Source organism: Scytonema hankhaensis NUACC26 (assembly GCF_045865695.1).
Taxonomy (GTDB): Bacteria; Cyanobacteriota; Cyanobacteriia; order Cyanobacteriales; family Nostocaceae; genus Scytonema.
The window spans coordinates 1-17,225 of record NZ_BAACAP010000249.1; the positions used below are offsets into that span (position 1 = coordinate 1).

Genomic DNA, 17,225 nt, shown 5'->3' on the forward strand with positions numbered 1-17,225 from the left:
GTCACTTCCTCAAGCCTTCTATTAAATATATGCAGAAGGTTTGTAGCGATCGCTATCAGCAATTTGGTACTGCTGGTAACGCTAGCAAGATTAAGCAAATTTCTCTTGAAGATTTTGCTGCTAAATATGCTAAGGGTGAACTCAACGCCGTTACAAAGAAAGCTGCCGTTGTCTAATTAAAGACATAAAGGGAAAAAGGGACACATACTTTGCTTGTGTCCCTACATCACTGAGGATTCTAGTATTAATGAGACTCAACCGGGTAGCGCTTAAGTTCCCCGGTTTTTTGTTTTATTTAGTTCATCCAATCTTAATATCTTTTGTGTTTAACCTAGTTAGAACGTGTAATAATTGATATATTTTAAAAAAACAGCTTCGTATAAAATAAAGTGTTTGTGCTTGTACTTACAATAGAGCAGCGAGTATGGCTCACATTGGTTCGTACAACTTGACAGAAGATATGCCGCTACAGGTCGTATATCGGCAAGTTAAACTACCATTGGAGATTTATTCTTGGATCGAGCTATCTCCACAGGAGCAGCAACAGCAACTACAAACCTTTCTTGAGTGCGATCGCCAACGTGGCTTTCAACTGTCTAAAGCACCACTGATGCGTCTGACTCTCATTCAAACGTCTTCTGATGTCTACCAATTTGTCTGGAGTTATCACCATATACTTCTAGATGGGTGGTCGCTACCGTTGGTCTTCACCGAAGTGCTGAGCTATTACGAAGCATTGACTGTGGGGAAAGAATTACAACTGCCACCAAGCCGTTCTTACCGGGAGTACATTGTCTGGTTACAGAAGCAGAAGTTGGAAACTGCCGAACAATTTTGGCGGCAAACACTTCACGGTGTAACAGCACCGACGCCCCTAGTAGTCGATAAACCACATCATAGTTTGTCTGGAAAACAAAGCTCAAGTAGCTACAGCGAGCAGATTCTGACGCTAACCCCAACAGTCACTTCCTCGCTAGTATCGTTCGCACGAATGCATCAACTGACGTTGAACACCTTAGTGCAAGCAGCTTGGGCTTTACTGCTTTTGCGATACAGTGGCGAAACCGACGTGGTGTTCGGCGTGACTGTCTCAGGTCGTATAGCCGCCATCAAAGGTGTGGAGTCGATAGTTGGGCTATTTATCAATACTCTACCGATGCGGGTAGGAGTCAAAGATGAAGACACGGTTCTACATTGGCTCAAGGAAATACACAAGCAACAAGTTGAAATTAGTACCTACGAGTACACTCCACTGGTAGAGATTCAACGGATGAGTGACGTGCCGCGAGGGCTACCGTTGTTTGAAAGTATTGTGGTGTTTGAGAATTATCCGGTAGATGCGGCTTTACAGGAGCATTTTTTCTGACAACAGCCTTATTGAATCAGTTAGCAAGTGTTGTCCCTGATGCTTTCAAAAACATACGTTATCTTTTGTTTGGTGGCGAAGCGGTCGATCCTAGCAGCGTCAAAGCGATTTTGAAAAACGGTTCACCCCAACGACTGCTTCATGTTTATGGACCGACAGAGTGTACAACCTTTTCGACTTGGTACTTAATTCAAAGCGTCCCGGAAGGAGCAACAATCCCGATTGGTCGCCCCATTGCCAACACGCAAACTTACATTCTTGACCGCTATCTCCAACCCGTACCCATTGGCGTCATAGGTGAATTGTATATTGGAGGTCCTGGTTTAGCTAAAGGATACCTCAAGCGTCCAGAATTGACGGCGCAAAGATTCATTCCCAATCCTTTTAGTCGTGAAGACCAAGCGCGACTGTATAAAACCGGGGATTTAGTGCGCTATTTCCCAGATGGGAACATTGAGTTTGTTGGACGTATCGATCGTCAAGTCAAAATCAGGGGTTTCCGTATAGAGTTGGAAGAAATAGAAGCAGTACTCAGCCAACATTCTGCCATACAATCTGCTACAGTCATTGTTCGTCAAGATACTCAAAGCGACAAACGTTTAGTAGCCTACGTTGTTCCAAATCAAAACCAAGCGACTACAGTCAGTGACTTGCGTCACTTCTTGAAGCAAAAGTTGTCTAACCATATGATTCCCGCAGCGTTTGTCATGCTTGAGGCGTTGCCTTTGACGAACAATGGTAAAGTCGATCGTCTAGCTTTACCAGCACCCCAGGAAGTAAGACAAGAGTTGGAAGCCACTTTTGTCGCTCCTCGTAATGAGTTAGAACGCCAGCTAACAGGAATTTGGGAAGAGATTTTAACTGTCAAGCCCATTAGCGTCAGGGATAACTTCTTTGATATCGGGGGGCATTCCTTGCTTGCCTTGAAGTTATTCGCACAAATTGAGCAGAAATTCGGCAAAAAATTGCCGCTTGCTACCCTTTTCACTTCCGGTACAGTGGAAGCTGTTGCCCAAATGCTTTCTATACAGGATAAAATGACTGAGAACCAGGTTTTAGCAGAATTGCACGAAGAGAGACAAGACAGTTGGTTGTGCCTTGTACCCATTCAACCTCATGGTTCTAAGCCACCTTTGTTTTGCGTTCATCCAGCTGGTGGAGATGTTTTGTGTTACCGCGATTTGGCAATGCATCTTGGAGCCGATCGACCATTTTACGGGCTACAATCACTTGGAGTTGATGGAACACAGCCTCCCTTAACCCGGATTGAAGACATGGCAGAGCTTTACATCAAAGAAATTCAGACGATTCAACCGAATGGTCCTTATTTTCTTGGTGGGTTTTCCTTGGGGGGTGTTATTGCGTATGAAATGGCTCAACAACTTCGCAGACAAGGTCAGCAAGTGGGTTCGATCGCAATTTTGGATAGTAGTGTTCGAGGTTATACAAAGCGATTGCCGTTCCAAAAACGGATTTTTATACATATAAATAATTTTTGCCAATTTGGACCCGACTACCTCAGTAAAAAACTTGCGAGTTGGAGCAAGTGGGGCAAGTCCTATATTACAGAGAAATACACTAGTTTTTTGGGAAGAACCCAACCATTAACTGAGACTGAAAACGACATCCTTATCGTTAATAAGCAGGCTTGGGAAACCTATACTTTCCAACCTTATCCAGGTCGAATCACCCTCTTACGAACTGACGATCGCTCTCGAGATGCACAAGAGGCATTTGTTGGTTTTCAAACCGATCCGCTATTAGGTTGGGGCAATCTAATTACTAGCGCAATAGATCTGCATCACATTCCCGGCTCTCACTTTACCTTGCTCAAGGAACCTCATGTACGGGTAGTGGCAGAGAAATTAAAGGATTGCTTGGAGAAGGCTGATAGAACGCTATAATACCATTTCATAGGAGGTCACCTTCGCTACGTAGAACGGGCAACACGAATTGTTCTATTTGAGCAGACAAGATGCCTGCCCTACAACTATTAAGTTCCCCGGTTTTTTGTTTTATTTTGTACGAGAACACAAGGGTTATTATTTACTGATGCGGATGGTAAAAGTGCAACTGCATGAGGTACGGGGCGCGGTTCGTAACGGACTAGAGACTCCCCTTGGTAAACCAAAGCAGCGCTTTGACCGGAATCAACCATGACAGCATCTTGCAACCCTGCTTTAACAAGTGCAATGCCCAAAGATACAGAGTCTACAGACTCCAAAGAAACGCCAATAGTAGGTTGTTTGTTTTGGTTAATGCCCCAGAAAGCTCGATGTCGAGGTATGTCAAAACCATACAAACCATTGAAGGTACTTGCTTCTTGAGGCTGACCATCTTTGACCAACCACGCTGCTGCTACAAAAGCATCAGTCACATCCGGCATTTCAGCCTTTATCCCTTCCAAAGTATTGTGCTTTGTTGAATCAAAAGGAATGTAACGCACTGCATGAGGACTAATTAGGACTAAAGGGCGTCCGCCTATTTTTTGAATATCCCAAGCACTGCCAGGAATAAATTGTTTTGTACTCTGGCTGTAGACTGGTCCAATCATGACATTAGAGTTTAAGAATTTTAAAGAAAAGAAGCCCCCATCTATAGCAGCAACAGCATTAGTACCACTCTTATTTAAAATTTCTGCTACTTGATAGCGACTATCTGCATGAATGGTGATTGGTTTACCGCCAGAAACTAAGACTAAGGGAATTTTGTCAATATTGACATCATTTTTTTGTATGGGGCTGGTGAAGTCAAAACCGATTTTCCAACTGGGCAATTTGGGACCACCCCAAGCTTCGGTTATTACTTCTTTAATTCTAGATTGACCAAAGCGAGAAACTGCCAACAAACTTTCTGATGCGCCAGCGTATTTCTCGTCAGTATTACTCATAGTCAGTGCTAGCTGATATCCTGCCTCATGTACTGCATTTGCAACTTGGGCATCATATTTTCCTTCAGGATAAGTAAAGTAACGAATGGGGATAGCCAAATTAGACTCAAGAATAGCTTTGGATTCTACGACTTCTTTTTTGATTTCTTCTGGTGGTAGAACTGTTAAGTCACGTGGATGGCTAACGCTATGAGAAGCAATTGTTACCAAAGGATCGGCTGCCATTTCTTTGAGTTGTTCCCAACTGACGTGAGTTCGACCGACATTATTGCCAACTCCTTTGGTGTAAATGGAGAAAACAGCAGGATAGCCATACTTTTTGAGTAAAGGATAAACGTATTCGTAATGTCCCCCGTAACCATCATCAAATGTTAGGAGCACAGGTTTTTCCGGGAGAGGAACTCCTGTTTGCAAGTGAACTGCTAACTGGTCCAGAGTAATGGGGGTCATGCCATTCTCTTTTAGTAACTCGAAATGGGCTTCCAATTCTTCTGGAGTCACATCAAAAAAGACTTCTTTTTTTGGAAGTATATCGTGATACATTAAGATGGGAACTTTAGCTAACTTTGCCTGCTCGTTAATGCTAATGCCATCGCCTCGATTTAGGAAGGCAAAAACGTATGGACCTAAAGACTCAATGAGAGATGTCAGCCCTATTTTAGGTTGGCTGACTACAGTAGACATAAGAGCAAAGTTACTAGCGACAAGAGAGAATTGATTGCTGATTCCTGTCTCAGTGTTACTGCAACTTTCACTAATCTCAGTATTATTTTGAGGTTCGATGGCTCTTTTAATACGACTGCGGGCAACTGCTGGTTCTGGAAAAAAGGTGGAAACAGCAAACAGTCCACAGATGAGGGTATAAAGTAGATTCTGTGGGCGAAGATTAAAAAATAGGTGCTTTAAAATATAAGTATTTGTTTCGAGCTTCATAATTTTAAGGAAAACAATTCTGCTTGCTCGCCGTGGTTTGAATGCGACTTACAGCAACGCCTACACATTATGGCTTTTTTTTCTCAAAATAAAGTATAAAACCTTAAAAAATGATTAAGTATAAAATAGGGCTTGGTTAAGTGTTACAAAAGGGATGCAGTCTGTGAGGCTTATAGCGGTTTTTGAATTAAGGAACCGCACCCTGTAGCAGATGCACGCGGATAAATATGTACTTTACGCGATGAGAACGAGCTATGGTTGGCTATCCCTCAGTTGACTGGATGGGATAGGAAAAATGTTCCTTTTGGTTTTATTTTGTAGTGCATACTACATAATTTCGTTTTTTGAGCAAAACTTGAGTGGTATTGAGATAAGAGCCTAATATTCTTTATTTCTAGTTATATTTACTGAAATTTCAACATAAAAGAATTATATATAAAGTTTTAGTAATGTTTGAGCTTTTTAACAGTACAAACACTAGACAAAAAATCTGTTTTCGTAAATCATTAGACATACGTAGAAGAAATGTCATAACTAAAACAGTACAAAGTCTACACAGGGTGTAGTTAGTATTAGCAAACCATACATAGCTAGTTACTAGGCTGCCGTCTCGGAAATTGATAATATTTCAATCTTGAGGTTTTTGAAATTAATTAATGTATTGATGTCCTATAGGTATGACTCTTTGAGAGCTAGATGTCTCGTTCTCACAAGGGTATGTTGCTAGTCTTTACTATCTATAGTGTAATTAAAGTCTTATAACTATGAACAGCTTTGAAAATAGTCTAAATAAAAATTTTAATACAGATGGTAATGCGATCGCCGTATTTGACGAACAGCCGCTTAATCTCAGCGATCGAGACAAGATTGGAAAGAGAGAAGCAGTAGGAATGAGCGTTTCTCTACTACCAGATTACAGTCAAAATATAGGAGGGCAAGTAGAGGGAAATACAAGTGTTAATTTAATTCAATCCTTACGACTACCTTAGGTTCAATATCAAGGGGAACAGTCTAATTCTTCAATTGCTGATTACCGTCAAGATGGATTACTTGTTGGAAAATTAGAAAGCACAAATTTAGCCTCTTCTGATAATATTTTGATAGCTTTTCCCGCTTCATCTTCTTCCCAAGAAAGTGAGACAATTAACAAAAATCTCTTTTTTTCTCAGACAGCATCTACTCCAGAAATTGAGCAATTGCTTGAGGATACAGTAGTTGTACCAGGAAGAATTGGAGAACCCATTACACTTCATTTTAAATGGACAGAGCGCGAAGCCGCTTTTAATAATGAAGTTGGTGTTTTCATTGTGGATGAATTGGGAAGAGTTGATGGTGTTACGCCAGGAGAAGCAGGATATGCTCGATCTGCTATCAATAGTTCTACTAGACAAATTATTTTCTCTAGCGGTCAAGGGGTTGGGACGAAACGTGAATTAACTTTTCGAGGAGGAGATCGCCTCGCTTTTTATATCATTCAAGATAAGACAACTGACACTTGGCTGAATTCTAATCAGCAAAATCAATTAGGAAAAGAACCGTTAGCTTTTTTCTCGATTGAAAATACCAATCCAGACAAATTCGACCATGTTTCAACTCAAATTCCTACCAATGCTTTGGTGCAGTTGAACTGGGAAGATTTGACAGGAGGAGGCGATCGCGATTTTAATGATGTTGTATTTACAATTGGTAAATCGAGACAAGCTTTAAGTGTTCCAGGACAAATCGGGCAAAAAGTAGCAACAAAGTTTACTTGGACCGATCGCGAAGCTGCTTTCAATAATGAACTAGGGTTATTTATTGTTGATGATGCTACAGGAAAAATTGGCAATCTTTTACCTACAGATCCGGGTTATGCACAAGCTGCATTAAATAGTGCATCTCGTCAGATTGTATTTAATAGCGGTCAAACTGAAGGTGCTGTTAAGAATTTAGAACTTCCATCTCAAGTATTTTTCGGTTTTTACTTAATTCAGAATGCGACAACAGAGAAGTTCTTGAATCAGAATCCCCAAAATGAAATTGGTAAAGGTCCTTTAGCCTTTTTCTTATTCCCAAGCGTAAACCCAGATGAATTTGACCATATCGTTGAACTTCCACTTAATCAATTGGGTTGGGAAGATTTAACAGGTGGCGGCGATAAAGATTTCGATGACTTAGTTTTTCGCTATGAATTTGGCACTCCTGTTGGTACAATTCTGGCACCTACTTTGGATTTAGCTCTTGAAAGTGATAGTGGTGTTAGTAACAGTGACAACATTACCCGTGACAGTACTCCCACGATTATAGGTAATACAGAAGTTGGAGCAGTGGTACAACTGTATAATGGCTCTGTACTTCTGGGACAAACGACAGCGGATACCACAGGTAATTGGGAGATTACTACAGGAGAGTTAAATAATGGTACTCAAAATTTAACAGCAGTCGCCACTGATACAGTAGGTAACGTTAGCCCCGTCTCTTCACCACTACCTGTCTTAATCGATACTGTTAATCCACTGCTCAACCCAGCAAGCCCAATTGATACTGCTCCTTTGCAAAGTGGCGCTAGACTGACAGGTACAATTGACGGAACAGGTTCAGGAATTGCTTCGCTCAGCTATAAATTTGATAATTCATCGGAAATTCCTCTAGCATTTAATGCTGCGGGAGTATTTGACCAAACCATTGATTTTACTGGTATTCAAAATGGCGATCGCACGTTAGTTATAACTAGTACAGATATAGCTGGGAATATTACCACAAGTCAGTTTAATGTCATAGTAGCTACTGGAGGTGGGGTTCAAAATCGCTCACCCGAAATTACCAGTCAACCAGAGACTGATTACACCGTTCTTCGCAACAGCGACCTACAACTCAAGGGAATTCCGTTAGGAACAACTCAAGCAGGCTTGTCGGAAATAGAAGGACAAGCCTTTTTAGATTTTGACAGGAATGGTCTGCGTTCTCAAGAAGCTGGTTTAGATGGTTTTGCGGTTGAGTTAGTTAACCCAGCCACAGGTGAAATTGTGGCGACGCAGATCGCTCGCAGTGTAGATTTAGATGGGAATGGTCGCATTAATCCCGTGACAGAACAGGGTTTATATAGATTTACTAATCTCCAAGCAGGAACTTATGAAGTTAGACAAGTCTCCAAAGATGGCTGGAGTTCAATACCAACATCTGCTACATATAATCTGACATTAAATAACAGCGATCGCGTAGAGGAAATAAACTTTGGCAATGCTCAAAATTATTTCTACCAAGTACAAGCGACTGACGCAGATGGAGATACTCTCACCTATAGTTTATTATCCGCACCGACTGGAGCAACTATAGATAGCACAACTGGTAAGTTAACATGGACTCCACCTACGACTGGGGAATATGTTTTTAAAGCCAAAGTTGAGGATGGTAAAGGCGGTCAAGATATTCAAGAGTTTACATTAAATGTTCTCGACCCAAATCGCTTACCCAGTATCACATCTAACCCTACCGAGAATGCAACAGTCGGACAAAACTATACTTATCAAATTATTGCTGATAACCCCGATCTAGACGGATTAGACTTCCAGTTAAACCAAGCGCCACAGGGAATGAGCGTTTCCCCTGATGGTTTGATTCAGTGGACACCGCAAGCAAACCAAGTTGGCGCTCAACAAGTGAAACTTTTGGTGAAAGATGACCGAGGTGGTGAGGTTGAGCAAGTCTTTACAATATTGACTCAAGGTTCATCAAGTCAGTCATCATCATCTGATAATTTCAGACCTGTCATTACGAGTAACCCTGTCACTACAGTAGCAGCTACGGCACAGTATACCTATGATGTAGATGCTATTGACCCGGATAACGATGTCCTCAAATACTCCCTGTTGACTGCACCCCAGGGAATGACCATTGACCAAAATACGGGTCTTATTTCCTGGAATACTTCCACTCAAACAGCTGGAAATTACAATATCAACGTCCAAGTAGAAGATGGTAAAGGTGGTTTCGATACTCAAGGATTTACCCTAGCACTATCAAATACACCCCCTGGAGAAATCCGAGGAGTTGTTTGGGATGACCTAAATGGTAATGGAATTAGAGATACTAGCTTTGCTCAAGGTGCGAATCCAGATGTTGTATTTGTAATAGATGTTTCCTTTAGTGCGGACGACCCATTTGTAGGTTCGCCAGTTGGTGACCTGAATCTAGATAGACAAGCTAATACTATATTAGATGCGGAAATTGCTGGTTTTATTGCTCTCAATCAACAGTTAATTCAGCAAGGGTTGGGTCAAACTGCAAGGGTTTCAGTGATTGATTTTGCAGGTAGTGCATCTTCTAGAGATATGATTCCAAATGTTAGTGGGAAGCAGTTAGTCACGAATCCTACTGCGGATAGGGACAACAACGGAGTTTTAGATGTTGAACAAGTCTTGCGGTCACTTTCGACACGTTCTGCTACCAATTTTGAATCCGCATTAAAAGAGGCTGAAAACGTCTTTAAAACTATAGGTACAACCCCAGGAAATGGTACTCTTGTCTTTTTATCTGATGGTGTGAGTAATGCCGGAAGTATAACGGATGAAGTTAACAACCTTAAAGCCTTGGGAGTTAAATTATATGCTTTTGGTGTCGGTGAAGGTGCTGCGTTAAATGATAGGGATAGACTTGATGATGATTTAATTACCATCGATTCCAATGCCAAGATCTTCAAGAATACCGATGAATTACTGAGTACTTTCAACGATTTGGGTGGTGGTCAGAACGTTGTAGAACCGGGCTTAGGAGGTGTACGGGTCTACCTAGATTTGAACAATAATGCAGCGTTTGATGCAGATGAGCCGACACAGGTAACTAGCGACACGACAGGTCAATATCGATTTACCGGATTACTTCCCAACACTTACACAGTACGCCAGGTTGTACCAAATGGTTATACACAAACATTTCCAGGTGGTCAAGGAGGTACAAGAGGAGATGGCTACGCCGATGTTGTCTTAGAATACTTTGCTGCTGGTAATGCACCAGATGGTTTACAAGAACCTTATGGTTCTAATGGTGGAATTCCTAGTTTCCAAAATCGCTTGTCACCCTTATATACTGTAGAAACGGTCAATCCAAATGTTGTTTTAGGAGCACCAGGTCCAAGCCCTGTAGTTGGTAGCAATCCACAAGTAAACTGGTTAGCGCTACCGCAGGGGTCTTATGTCACTGTCGGATTTACCGATGAGACTGTAATTGATGGACCTGGTAATGATATTTTCATTCGCAGTTTTGACCCACAAGATTCTGCAGGTGAAAGTGCAGATGTTTTTGTCAGCAGCAATGGTACAGACTTTAATTTTCTTGGTCGTGTCAATCAGCTTGGGGTACAAGGGCTTGACTTAGCATCTATTGGATTTACAGATCCAGTGCGGGCTGTCAGAGTTGTTGGGGTTGATAACCTTGGCACTTCTCCCGGTTTTGATTTAGTCAGTGTTGAAGTTTTGCCTGATAGCATTGGACCTGCACCTGGTTTTTATACGGTTAACTTAGGTGCAGGAGAAATCGTAGAAAATCGAAACTTTGGTAATCAACAAAATGTTACCAAGCCTAACCAAGTACCGAACTTTATTACAGCACCACCTACAGAAGCTCAAACAGGAAAATTATTCCGCTACGACGCTACAGCTACAGATCCTGACGGAGATGTCTTAACTTACGAGTTGGTAGAGAAGCCAACAGGTATGGCTATAGACTCAGAGAGAGGTGCGTTAATTTGGCAACCAGCTGCTGACCAAATCGGTAATTATAATGTTGTCTTGCGGGTACAAGATGGTAAAGGTGGTTCTGCTCAACAATCTTTCCAAATCAACGTTGGTGATGGAATAGACAGACAAGTTCCAGTTGTAAATTTAGGCTTTACCAGTAACGTTGTTCAAATCGGTGAAAATGTTACCTTCACTGTAGCTGCTACAGATAACGCTGGTGTTGACAAGATCGCTCTCACCGTTGATGGAAACCCCGTAACTCTTGATAACACGGGTTCCGCTACAGTACAGTTGAATCAAGCGGGTGTGTTCCAAGTCGTCGCAACTGCAACTGATACTGCGGGTAATATAGTTCAAAAAGCTGTTTCTCTACGTGTACTTGACCCTAGCGACACCACCGCACCACAAATCCAAATTATTAGTCCACAAACAAGTAAAACAGTTACTAACCTAACTGATGTTGTCGGAACTGTCACCGATGACAATCTGGAATTTTATCGAGTTGAGTATGCAGCTTTAGACCAAGTTGATATCAATAATTTAGCTGCTCCAGACCCGGATTTTGTGACCTTTGCTCAAGGGAAGACTAGTGTTAACAACGCCGTACTTGGTGAATTTGACCCCACCTTGCTGCTCAATGGTAATTACGTAGTGCGGGTTATTGCTCAAGATTTCAGTGGTAATATCAACTCACAGGGAGTTCTTCTTGGTGTCTCTGGTGACAATAAACTTGGTAATTTCCGATTAGAATTAACCGATTTATCCATTCCTCTGGCTGGTATCCCCATTCAAATAAACCGCATTTACGATACACTGCAAGCCAATCAATCCGGTGACTTCGGTTTTGGTTGGAGTTTGGGAGTCAAAGATGCCAAAATTCAGGAATCAGTACCGTTAACGGAAGCTGAAAAACAGGGCGTACCATCAATATTTGGATCGAATCCCTTCACTGCTGGAACAAAAGTTTATTTAACAAATCCCGAAGGTCGTCGTGTTGGTTTCACCTTTGACCCATTTATAAGTGGTGTCAGTTTGTTAGGTACAATTTGGAAACCCCGGTTTATTGCTGACCCAGGAGTTTACGACAAACTTGAAGTTGATGATATTAATTTGTCACAGCGCTCGGATGGAACTTTTGCGCTGTTCTTTATCCCCTTTGCTTACAACCCTTCAGAGTATAAACTTACTACCAAAGATGGGACGACTTACGAGTATGACCAGTTTGATGGTCTGCAAGAAATCAAAGACCGTAACAACAATACCTTAACCTTCAACGATAATGGCATCTTCAGTTCCACAGGTGCTTCTGTCGAATTTCTCCGGGATACCCAAGGACGCATTACCCAAATCAGTGACCCCACAGGTAAGGCAATTCTTTACAATTACGATGCTAAGGGGAATTTAGTTGGTGTGACTGACCAAGCGGGACTCGTTTCCCGTCATACTTATTTGAATAATCGCAATTATCTAGAGCAAATTATTGACCCACGCGGTCAAGCTGTTATCCGTACAGAATATGATGAAAAGGGACGGGTAAAAGCCACTAAAGATGCTTTAGGCAATACTATCTCAAACGATTACAACGTTAGTGCTGGTGGTTCTACTGTCACGCAACTCGACGCTCTAGGTAACACTACAACAACTGTACGTGACAGTCGCGGTAACATTACCTCTGTTATCAACCCGTTGGGTGCAATTACTAGAACTAGCTACGACACAAACAATAACCCAATTAGTGTTACCGATCCTAGAGGATCTACCACAACCAGGATATTTGATGCAAGGGGTAACGTTACTAATATTACTGATGGGTTGGGTAATACTCGTACCTTTACTTACGACCAGTTCAACAACGTTACATCGGAAATCGACTCGTTGGGACGCACAACTCGATTTGTTTATAATACCAATGGTAATTTGGTTGAGTTAATTGATGCTACAGGTCAACGCGATCGCTTCACTTACGATAATCTAGGTAGAGTTAGTACCTTTACTGATGCCAATAGCAACACTATAACTTTTGGTTATGAAGGTACAACTTTGGGTAAACCAACTCAGGTAACTTTCCCAGATGGGAGTAGCCAGCGAATTGAATACAATCAATTTGGGCAAATTACTCGCTTAGTTGATGAAAATGGTAACGCCACAGATTACATTACCGATTCTGTTGGGCGATTGGTCGCTCAGCGTGATGCTTTAGGAAACGAAACAAAATACACCTACGATGCTCAGCTTATCAGCAGCATTACTGACCAGTTAGGTAATACAGTGCGGTTTGAGTATGATAACGCAGGTCGTTTAACTCGTCAGATAGACCCATTTAACGCTGTGACTGAGTTTGGCTATGATGCACTTGGTAGACGCATCAGTGAAATCGATCCATTAGGACGCACAACCACTACAACTTATCGACCTGATGGTTTGATTGCGAGTATTGCCAATTCCCAAAACCAAAAAACTTCTTTTGAGTATGACTTGGCTGGAAACCAAACGGCGGTTATTGACCCATTAGGTAATCTAACAGGCTTTGGTTATGATGCTGTGGGACGACAGATTCGTAAAACTGACCCATTGGGTAATGTCGCCACCTATGGTTACGATGGAGTAAATAATTTAGTTCAGCTCACAGACCGCAATAATCGTCAGCGTACCTTTACTTACGATGGAGTTAATCGTCTAATTCAAGAAAACTGGCTGAATAACAACACCCCAGAGCGTACAATTAACTTCACTTACGATGCTGTAGGTAATTTGATTAAGTCTACTGACGTTGATAGTACATATAATTTTGTTTATGACAGTCGAGATAGAGTTACCCAAGTGAACAGTACAGGTATAACGGGACTAGTACCTGTAAATCTGAATTATACCTACGATGGAACTGGTAATAGAACATCCGTAAGCGATAATTTAGGCGTTCGCGTTAACTCGACTTACGATGTACGTAATTTACTAACCAGTCAAACTTGGCAAGGAACAGGTATTGACCCAGCACGAGTCGAATACTCTTATGACAGTAGAGGCGATCGCACTCAAACAAGACGGTTCTCAGACTTAGCTGGTACGCAGCTCGTAGGAAGTAGCACTTTCAGCTACGATGAATTGCAACGGTTAACTAGTTTAACCCACTTCAATGGTGCAGGTTCTACCCTAGCAAACTACGATTACAACTACAATTTGGCAAGTATCCTCAGCAGCGAAACATATAAAGCACAAACTACAAATTACACTTACGATGGGGCTAACCAGCTTGTTAATGCTGACAGATCCGTACTTCCAGACGAAAACTACACTTACGATGCTAACGGAAACCGTACAGGTAGTGGCTTAATAGTGGGAGCAAATAACCAAATCTTATCCAATGGTAATTTTAATTACAGTTACGATAGGGAAGGTAATCTAGCCACTAAGACCAACCGTAGTACAGGTAATGTGACAAGCTATACCTACGATTTTCGCGCTCGACTAGTGGGAGTTACAGATAAAGAAGCAAGTGGAAATACAACTCAGTCTGTGGAATTTAAATATGATGCCTTTGACCGTCGTATTTCTAAGACAGTAAACGGAGAAACCACATATTTTGTCAACGATGGTGATGAATTGTGGGCAGAATTAAATCAAGCAGGACAAGTAATCAATCACTATCTGCAAGGTGCGAACGTTGATGAATTAGTTGCTCGTTACCGTCCGGGTGAGGGAACTGCTTGGTACTTAAGCGATCGCTTAAGGAGTATACGAGATATTGCTAATTCTGTGGGTAACTTAGTTAACAGTATAGATTACGATAGTTTTGGAAAAATTCTGTCTCAGACAAATTCTAGTGCAGGAGATAGATTTGCATTTACTGGAAGGGAGTTTGATAGTGAGACTGGGTTGTACTACAACCGCGCTCGGTATTATGATGCGAACTTAGGGCGGTTTATTAGTCAAGACCCAATAGGATTTGGTGGCGAAGATTCTAATTTATATCGCTATGTGAGTAATAATCCAGTGAATGCTATTGACCCAAGTGGGTTAATTGCAGCCCTCGAATACTCAGTAAGATTAGGTAAGGTTGCAGGAGTGCCAATTAAGGGTGAACTCAAAGTTAATGAACTTGCAGTGTCTGGTGCTGTAATAGGAGGTTTGCAAGGTTTCGGTGTCACAAATCTAATTTTTATTGGAGAGGTTCTGGGAATTGCTTCTAATAATAACGGAAGTTTAACAGAAAGTGACTTTAGCACTGCTTTAGACAATACACGAAAGAAAGTAGAAGATATTGCCACAAATCTCACTAGAGGTCGAGCAGTATTTCCAAGTAATAACTTTTTAAGCTCTTACATTAGCGGTGTAGAGTTCAAAGTTCTACCGGATTTAAATGATGCTGCTAAGAGAGCCATCTATGTGACTGGTAACACTCCTACAATTGAAAGCCTAGGTCAAGGAGGCTTTAAACGGGGATACGAAGTAGGATTAGACTACATTCGCTCTCAAGTGAATATCAGATGATAAACTCAGTAAAAATCCTTCTGCCATACAATAGTCAATCTCGTCTTGTCAGTCAAAGTGGTAAGCGATCGCTGCCAATGAATAAATAACTTGCTGGTAGAACCAAAAGCATTCTATGGGATAAGATTGTAGGATAATTCAAATACTATTATTGTATGAATCCAGAACAAGTACGCTCAATTAAATCCCAAATTGCAATCAATCCTAATCCCCTAACCTTTGATGAATACATTAACTTTTTCCCACGTCCTCTAGAACTTCACCAAGGTTATCCGACTGACGGCTACCTAATGCTCATCGCTTTAGTTAAATGCTATGGCTTAAAGAAAGTTGTCCGGCTTGTCCCGCGAGAACTCTGGGAGGAGGTACTTAACCAAGTTTACCCACCCACGTAATTACTAATTAATCGTTGATATAACAATGATTGTCAAGCTTAATTACCAAATTAGAGATAAGCCTGCTAGCGGCATTCTGTATCTCGACTAATTAATGGGAAATTTAAATGTAGAGATGTTGCAGCAATGATTCTGTCAGGAAGATCGGGTACAGCAGTTCGTGGTATCTTTGCCAAAGCTTCAGCTACTTCTTCTGTCAGATTAGCAAGTATCAAGCTAGTAGTTCCAGAGCTTAATTCAACATCTAGTTGAGCCTTTAAGTTTTGTGAAATACGTCCCTTCTCTTGCAGGTAAACCATTTCAACTAAACAAATAGTGGGAATGTAAATGCTAATCTCACCGCGATCGCACTGTTCAAAAGCCTGATTTGCCGCAATACTCAAGCGTGGGCTATCTTCTAGATACCAAATCAGAGCATGAGTGTCGGTTACAGCATCAATCATTAAATATCCTCACGCGGAAAATTACCCCACATCTGCTGTCTCACTTCAACAATATCTTCGTCTGTAATATCAATACCTCTCCATAATCCTCGTAAAGATTTACGTGGTTTAGCTTGAGCAATAGTTAACTCTCTCTTAATTTGAGGAGTAACCCGCTCAATCAAACGTAGCTTATCTAGAGGAGAAAGTTGTTTTGCCAATTCTAAAACCTCCTCAAGAGTAACCTGCTTCGCCATTTTTTCCTCAACTTTTGCTAACAGACTATAATAATCAATAATTATAAGTATTAACAATTATCAATTCAAAAGTTAAAATCCACAATAGACCTCTCTCAAGGAACGGACGCTTTTATGGGAAATACCTGTATATATCTTTTCTTTGCAAGACTCTCACAAAAACAACCACTCCATTAGAAATGGTAATACCTATCCTATAATCTCCTACTCTAATACGATAATAGTCAGCAGCATCATATCTCAACTTTTTGATATTGCCGACTTCACGGATATTTTCTACCTTTTCTACTTCTTCAATTACAGCTTTAATTTTTTGTAGTAATGCATCATCTTGAATCTTGCTTAAATCTTTTTCAAAACTTTTTCTAAACTCTACGTTCATGCTTTCTTATCTAAAATTTTCATAATTGCTTCTCGGCTAATTTTTTCTGTTTTTTCACCCTCTTGAATCGCTTTTTCGAGAGCTATATCTTCAATAATTTCTGCAAACAAATCAGAAAATACTTCTTTTTGTTCTTGCATTAATTCAACGATCGCCATTTTGAAGATTTCTTTGAGTTTATTTTCATCTAGGTTAATATCAATCATATATTTTATAGAATTGGTGTTGGTTTGATGGTAACACGTCCTTGGCTGTAAGTATTATAGCTTTGCTTCCACACAAAGCGCGAGCATACTTTGTACACTTTGCAGGCTAGCAGTATCAAGGTGACCTTAAAAACTTACAAACAAATGGCTTGCTTGTACGACCAAAAGCAAC

10 protein-coding genes and 1 pseudogene are annotated in these 17,225 nt (G+C 41.1%); 6 read left to right on the plus strand and 5 right to left on the minus strand.

Going from position 1 to position 17,225, the window contains the following annotated elements:
• From ACKTT2_RS46005 to ACKTT2_RS46015, 3 genes and pseudogenes are all read left to right on the plus strand, one after another.
• Positions 1-176 (plus strand): annotated as a pseudogene (locus ACKTT2_RS46005) (fructose-1,6-bisphosphate aldolase); the annotation flags it as partial.
• Between the two features lie 248 nt (positions 177-424).
• Entirely contained in the window at positions 425-1,366 is a 942-nt protein-coding gene (locus ACKTT2_RS46010) for a condensation domain-containing protein (RefSeq protein WP_407899349.1), read from the plus strand.
• 11 nt (positions 1,367-1,377) lie between these two features.
• A complete protein-coding gene (locus ACKTT2_RS46015) occupies positions 1,378-3,270 on the plus strand; it encodes a thioesterase domain-containing protein (RefSeq protein ID WP_407899351.1) in 1,893 nt (630 codons plus the stop codon).
• 89 nt (positions 3,271-3,359) lie between these two features.
• On the opposite strand, the gene ACKTT2_RS46020 is transcribed toward ACKTT2_RS46015, so the two are convergent.
• The gene (locus tag ACKTT2_RS46020) at positions 3,360-5,189 is read right to left on the minus strand and encodes a polysaccharide deacetylase family protein (RefSeq protein WP_407899353.1); all 1,830 of its coding nucleotides are present in this window, start codon (positions 5,187-5,189) and stop codon (positions 3,360-3,362) included.
• A gap of 764 nt (positions 5,190-5,953) precedes the next feature.
• Here ACKTT2_RS46020 and ACKTT2_RS46025 point away from each other — a divergent pair.
• The 3 genes from ACKTT2_RS46025 (at position 5,954) to ACKTT2_RS46035 (ending at position 15,786) form a co-directional block, all read left to right on the plus strand.
• Positions 5,954-6,178, plus strand: a complete 225-nt coding sequence (locus ACKTT2_RS46025; RefSeq protein ID WP_407899355.1) for a hypothetical protein — start codon at positions 5,954-5,956, stop codon at positions 6,176-6,178.
• Positions 6,179-6,286: 108 nt separating this feature from the next.
• On the plus strand, positions 6,287-15,391 hold the full coding sequence (locus ACKTT2_RS46030; protein WP_407899357.1) for a putative Ig domain-containing protein: 9,105 nt from the start codon (positions 6,287-6,289) through the stop codon (positions 15,389-15,391).
• A gap of 155 nt (positions 15,392-15,546) precedes the next feature.
• Entirely contained in the window at positions 15,547-15,786 is a 240-nt protein-coding gene (locus ACKTT2_RS46035) for a hypothetical protein (protein ID WP_407899359.1), read from the plus strand.
• 65 nt (positions 15,787-15,851) lie between these two features.
• Here the strand turns inward: ACKTT2_RS46035 and ACKTT2_RS46040 are convergent, their stop codons facing one another.
• From ACKTT2_RS46040 to ACKTT2_RS46055, 4 genes are all read right to left on the minus strand, one after another.
• Complete coding sequence (locus tag ACKTT2_RS46040) at positions 15,852-16,229, minus strand: type II toxin-antitoxin system VapC family toxin (protein ID WP_407899361.1); 378 nt, start codon at positions 16,227-16,229, stop codon at positions 15,852-15,854.
• Positions 16,229-16,465: a hypothetical protein gene (locus tag ACKTT2_RS46045; protein ID WP_407899363.1), complete on the minus strand. Its 237-nt coding sequence runs from the start codon at positions 16,463-16,465 to the stop codon at positions 16,229-16,231. The genes ACKTT2_RS46040 and ACKTT2_RS46045 overlap by 1 nt, the downstream gene beginning before the upstream one ends.
• A gap of 112 nt (positions 16,466-16,577) precedes the next feature.
• The gene (locus ACKTT2_RS46050; protein ID WP_407899365.1) at positions 16,578-16,847 is read right to left on the minus strand and encodes a type II toxin-antitoxin system RelE family toxin; all 270 of its coding nucleotides are present in this window, start codon (positions 16,845-16,847) and stop codon (positions 16,578-16,580) included.
• Positions 16,844-17,053, minus strand: coding sequence for a hypothetical protein (locus tag ACKTT2_RS46055; RefSeq protein ID WP_407899368.1), 210 nt, complete (start codon positions 17,051-17,053; stop codon positions 16,844-16,846). The genes ACKTT2_RS46050 and ACKTT2_RS46055 overlap by 4 nt, the downstream gene beginning before the upstream one ends.
• Between the last annotated feature and the right edge of the window lie 172 nt (positions 17,054-17,225).

Coding starts and splice junctions, on each gene's coding strand:
- ACKTT2_RS46010 (WP_407899349.1), top strand. CDS start 425: ATGGCTCACATTGGTTCGTACAACTTGACAGAAGATATGCCGCTACAG.
- ACKTT2_RS46020 (WP_407899353.1), bottom strand. CDS start 5,189: ATGAAGCTCGAAACAAATACTTATATTTTAAAGCACCTATTTTTTAAT.
- ACKTT2_RS46025 (WP_407899355.1), top strand. CDS start 5,954: ATGAACAGCTTTGAAAATAGTCTAAATAAAAATTTTAATACAGATGGT.
- ACKTT2_RS46035 (WP_407899359.1), top strand. CDS start 15,547: ATGAATCCAGAACAAGTACGCTCAATTAAATCCCAAATTGCAATCAAT.
- ACKTT2_RS46040 (WP_407899361.1), bottom strand. CDS start 16,229: ATGATTGATGCTGTAACCGACACTCATGCTCTGATTTGGTATCTAGAA.
- ACKTT2_RS46045 (WP_407899363.1), bottom strand. CDS start 16,465: ATGGCGAAGCAGGTTACTCTTGAGGAGGTTTTAGAATTGGCAAAACAA.
- ACKTT2_RS46050 (WP_407899365.1), bottom strand. CDS start 16,847: ATGAACGTAGAGTTTAGAAAAAGTTTTGAAAAAGATTTAAGCAAGATT.
- ACKTT2_RS46055 (WP_407899368.1), bottom strand. CDS start 17,053: ATGATTGATATTAACCTAGATGAAAATAAACTCAAAGAAATCTTCAAA.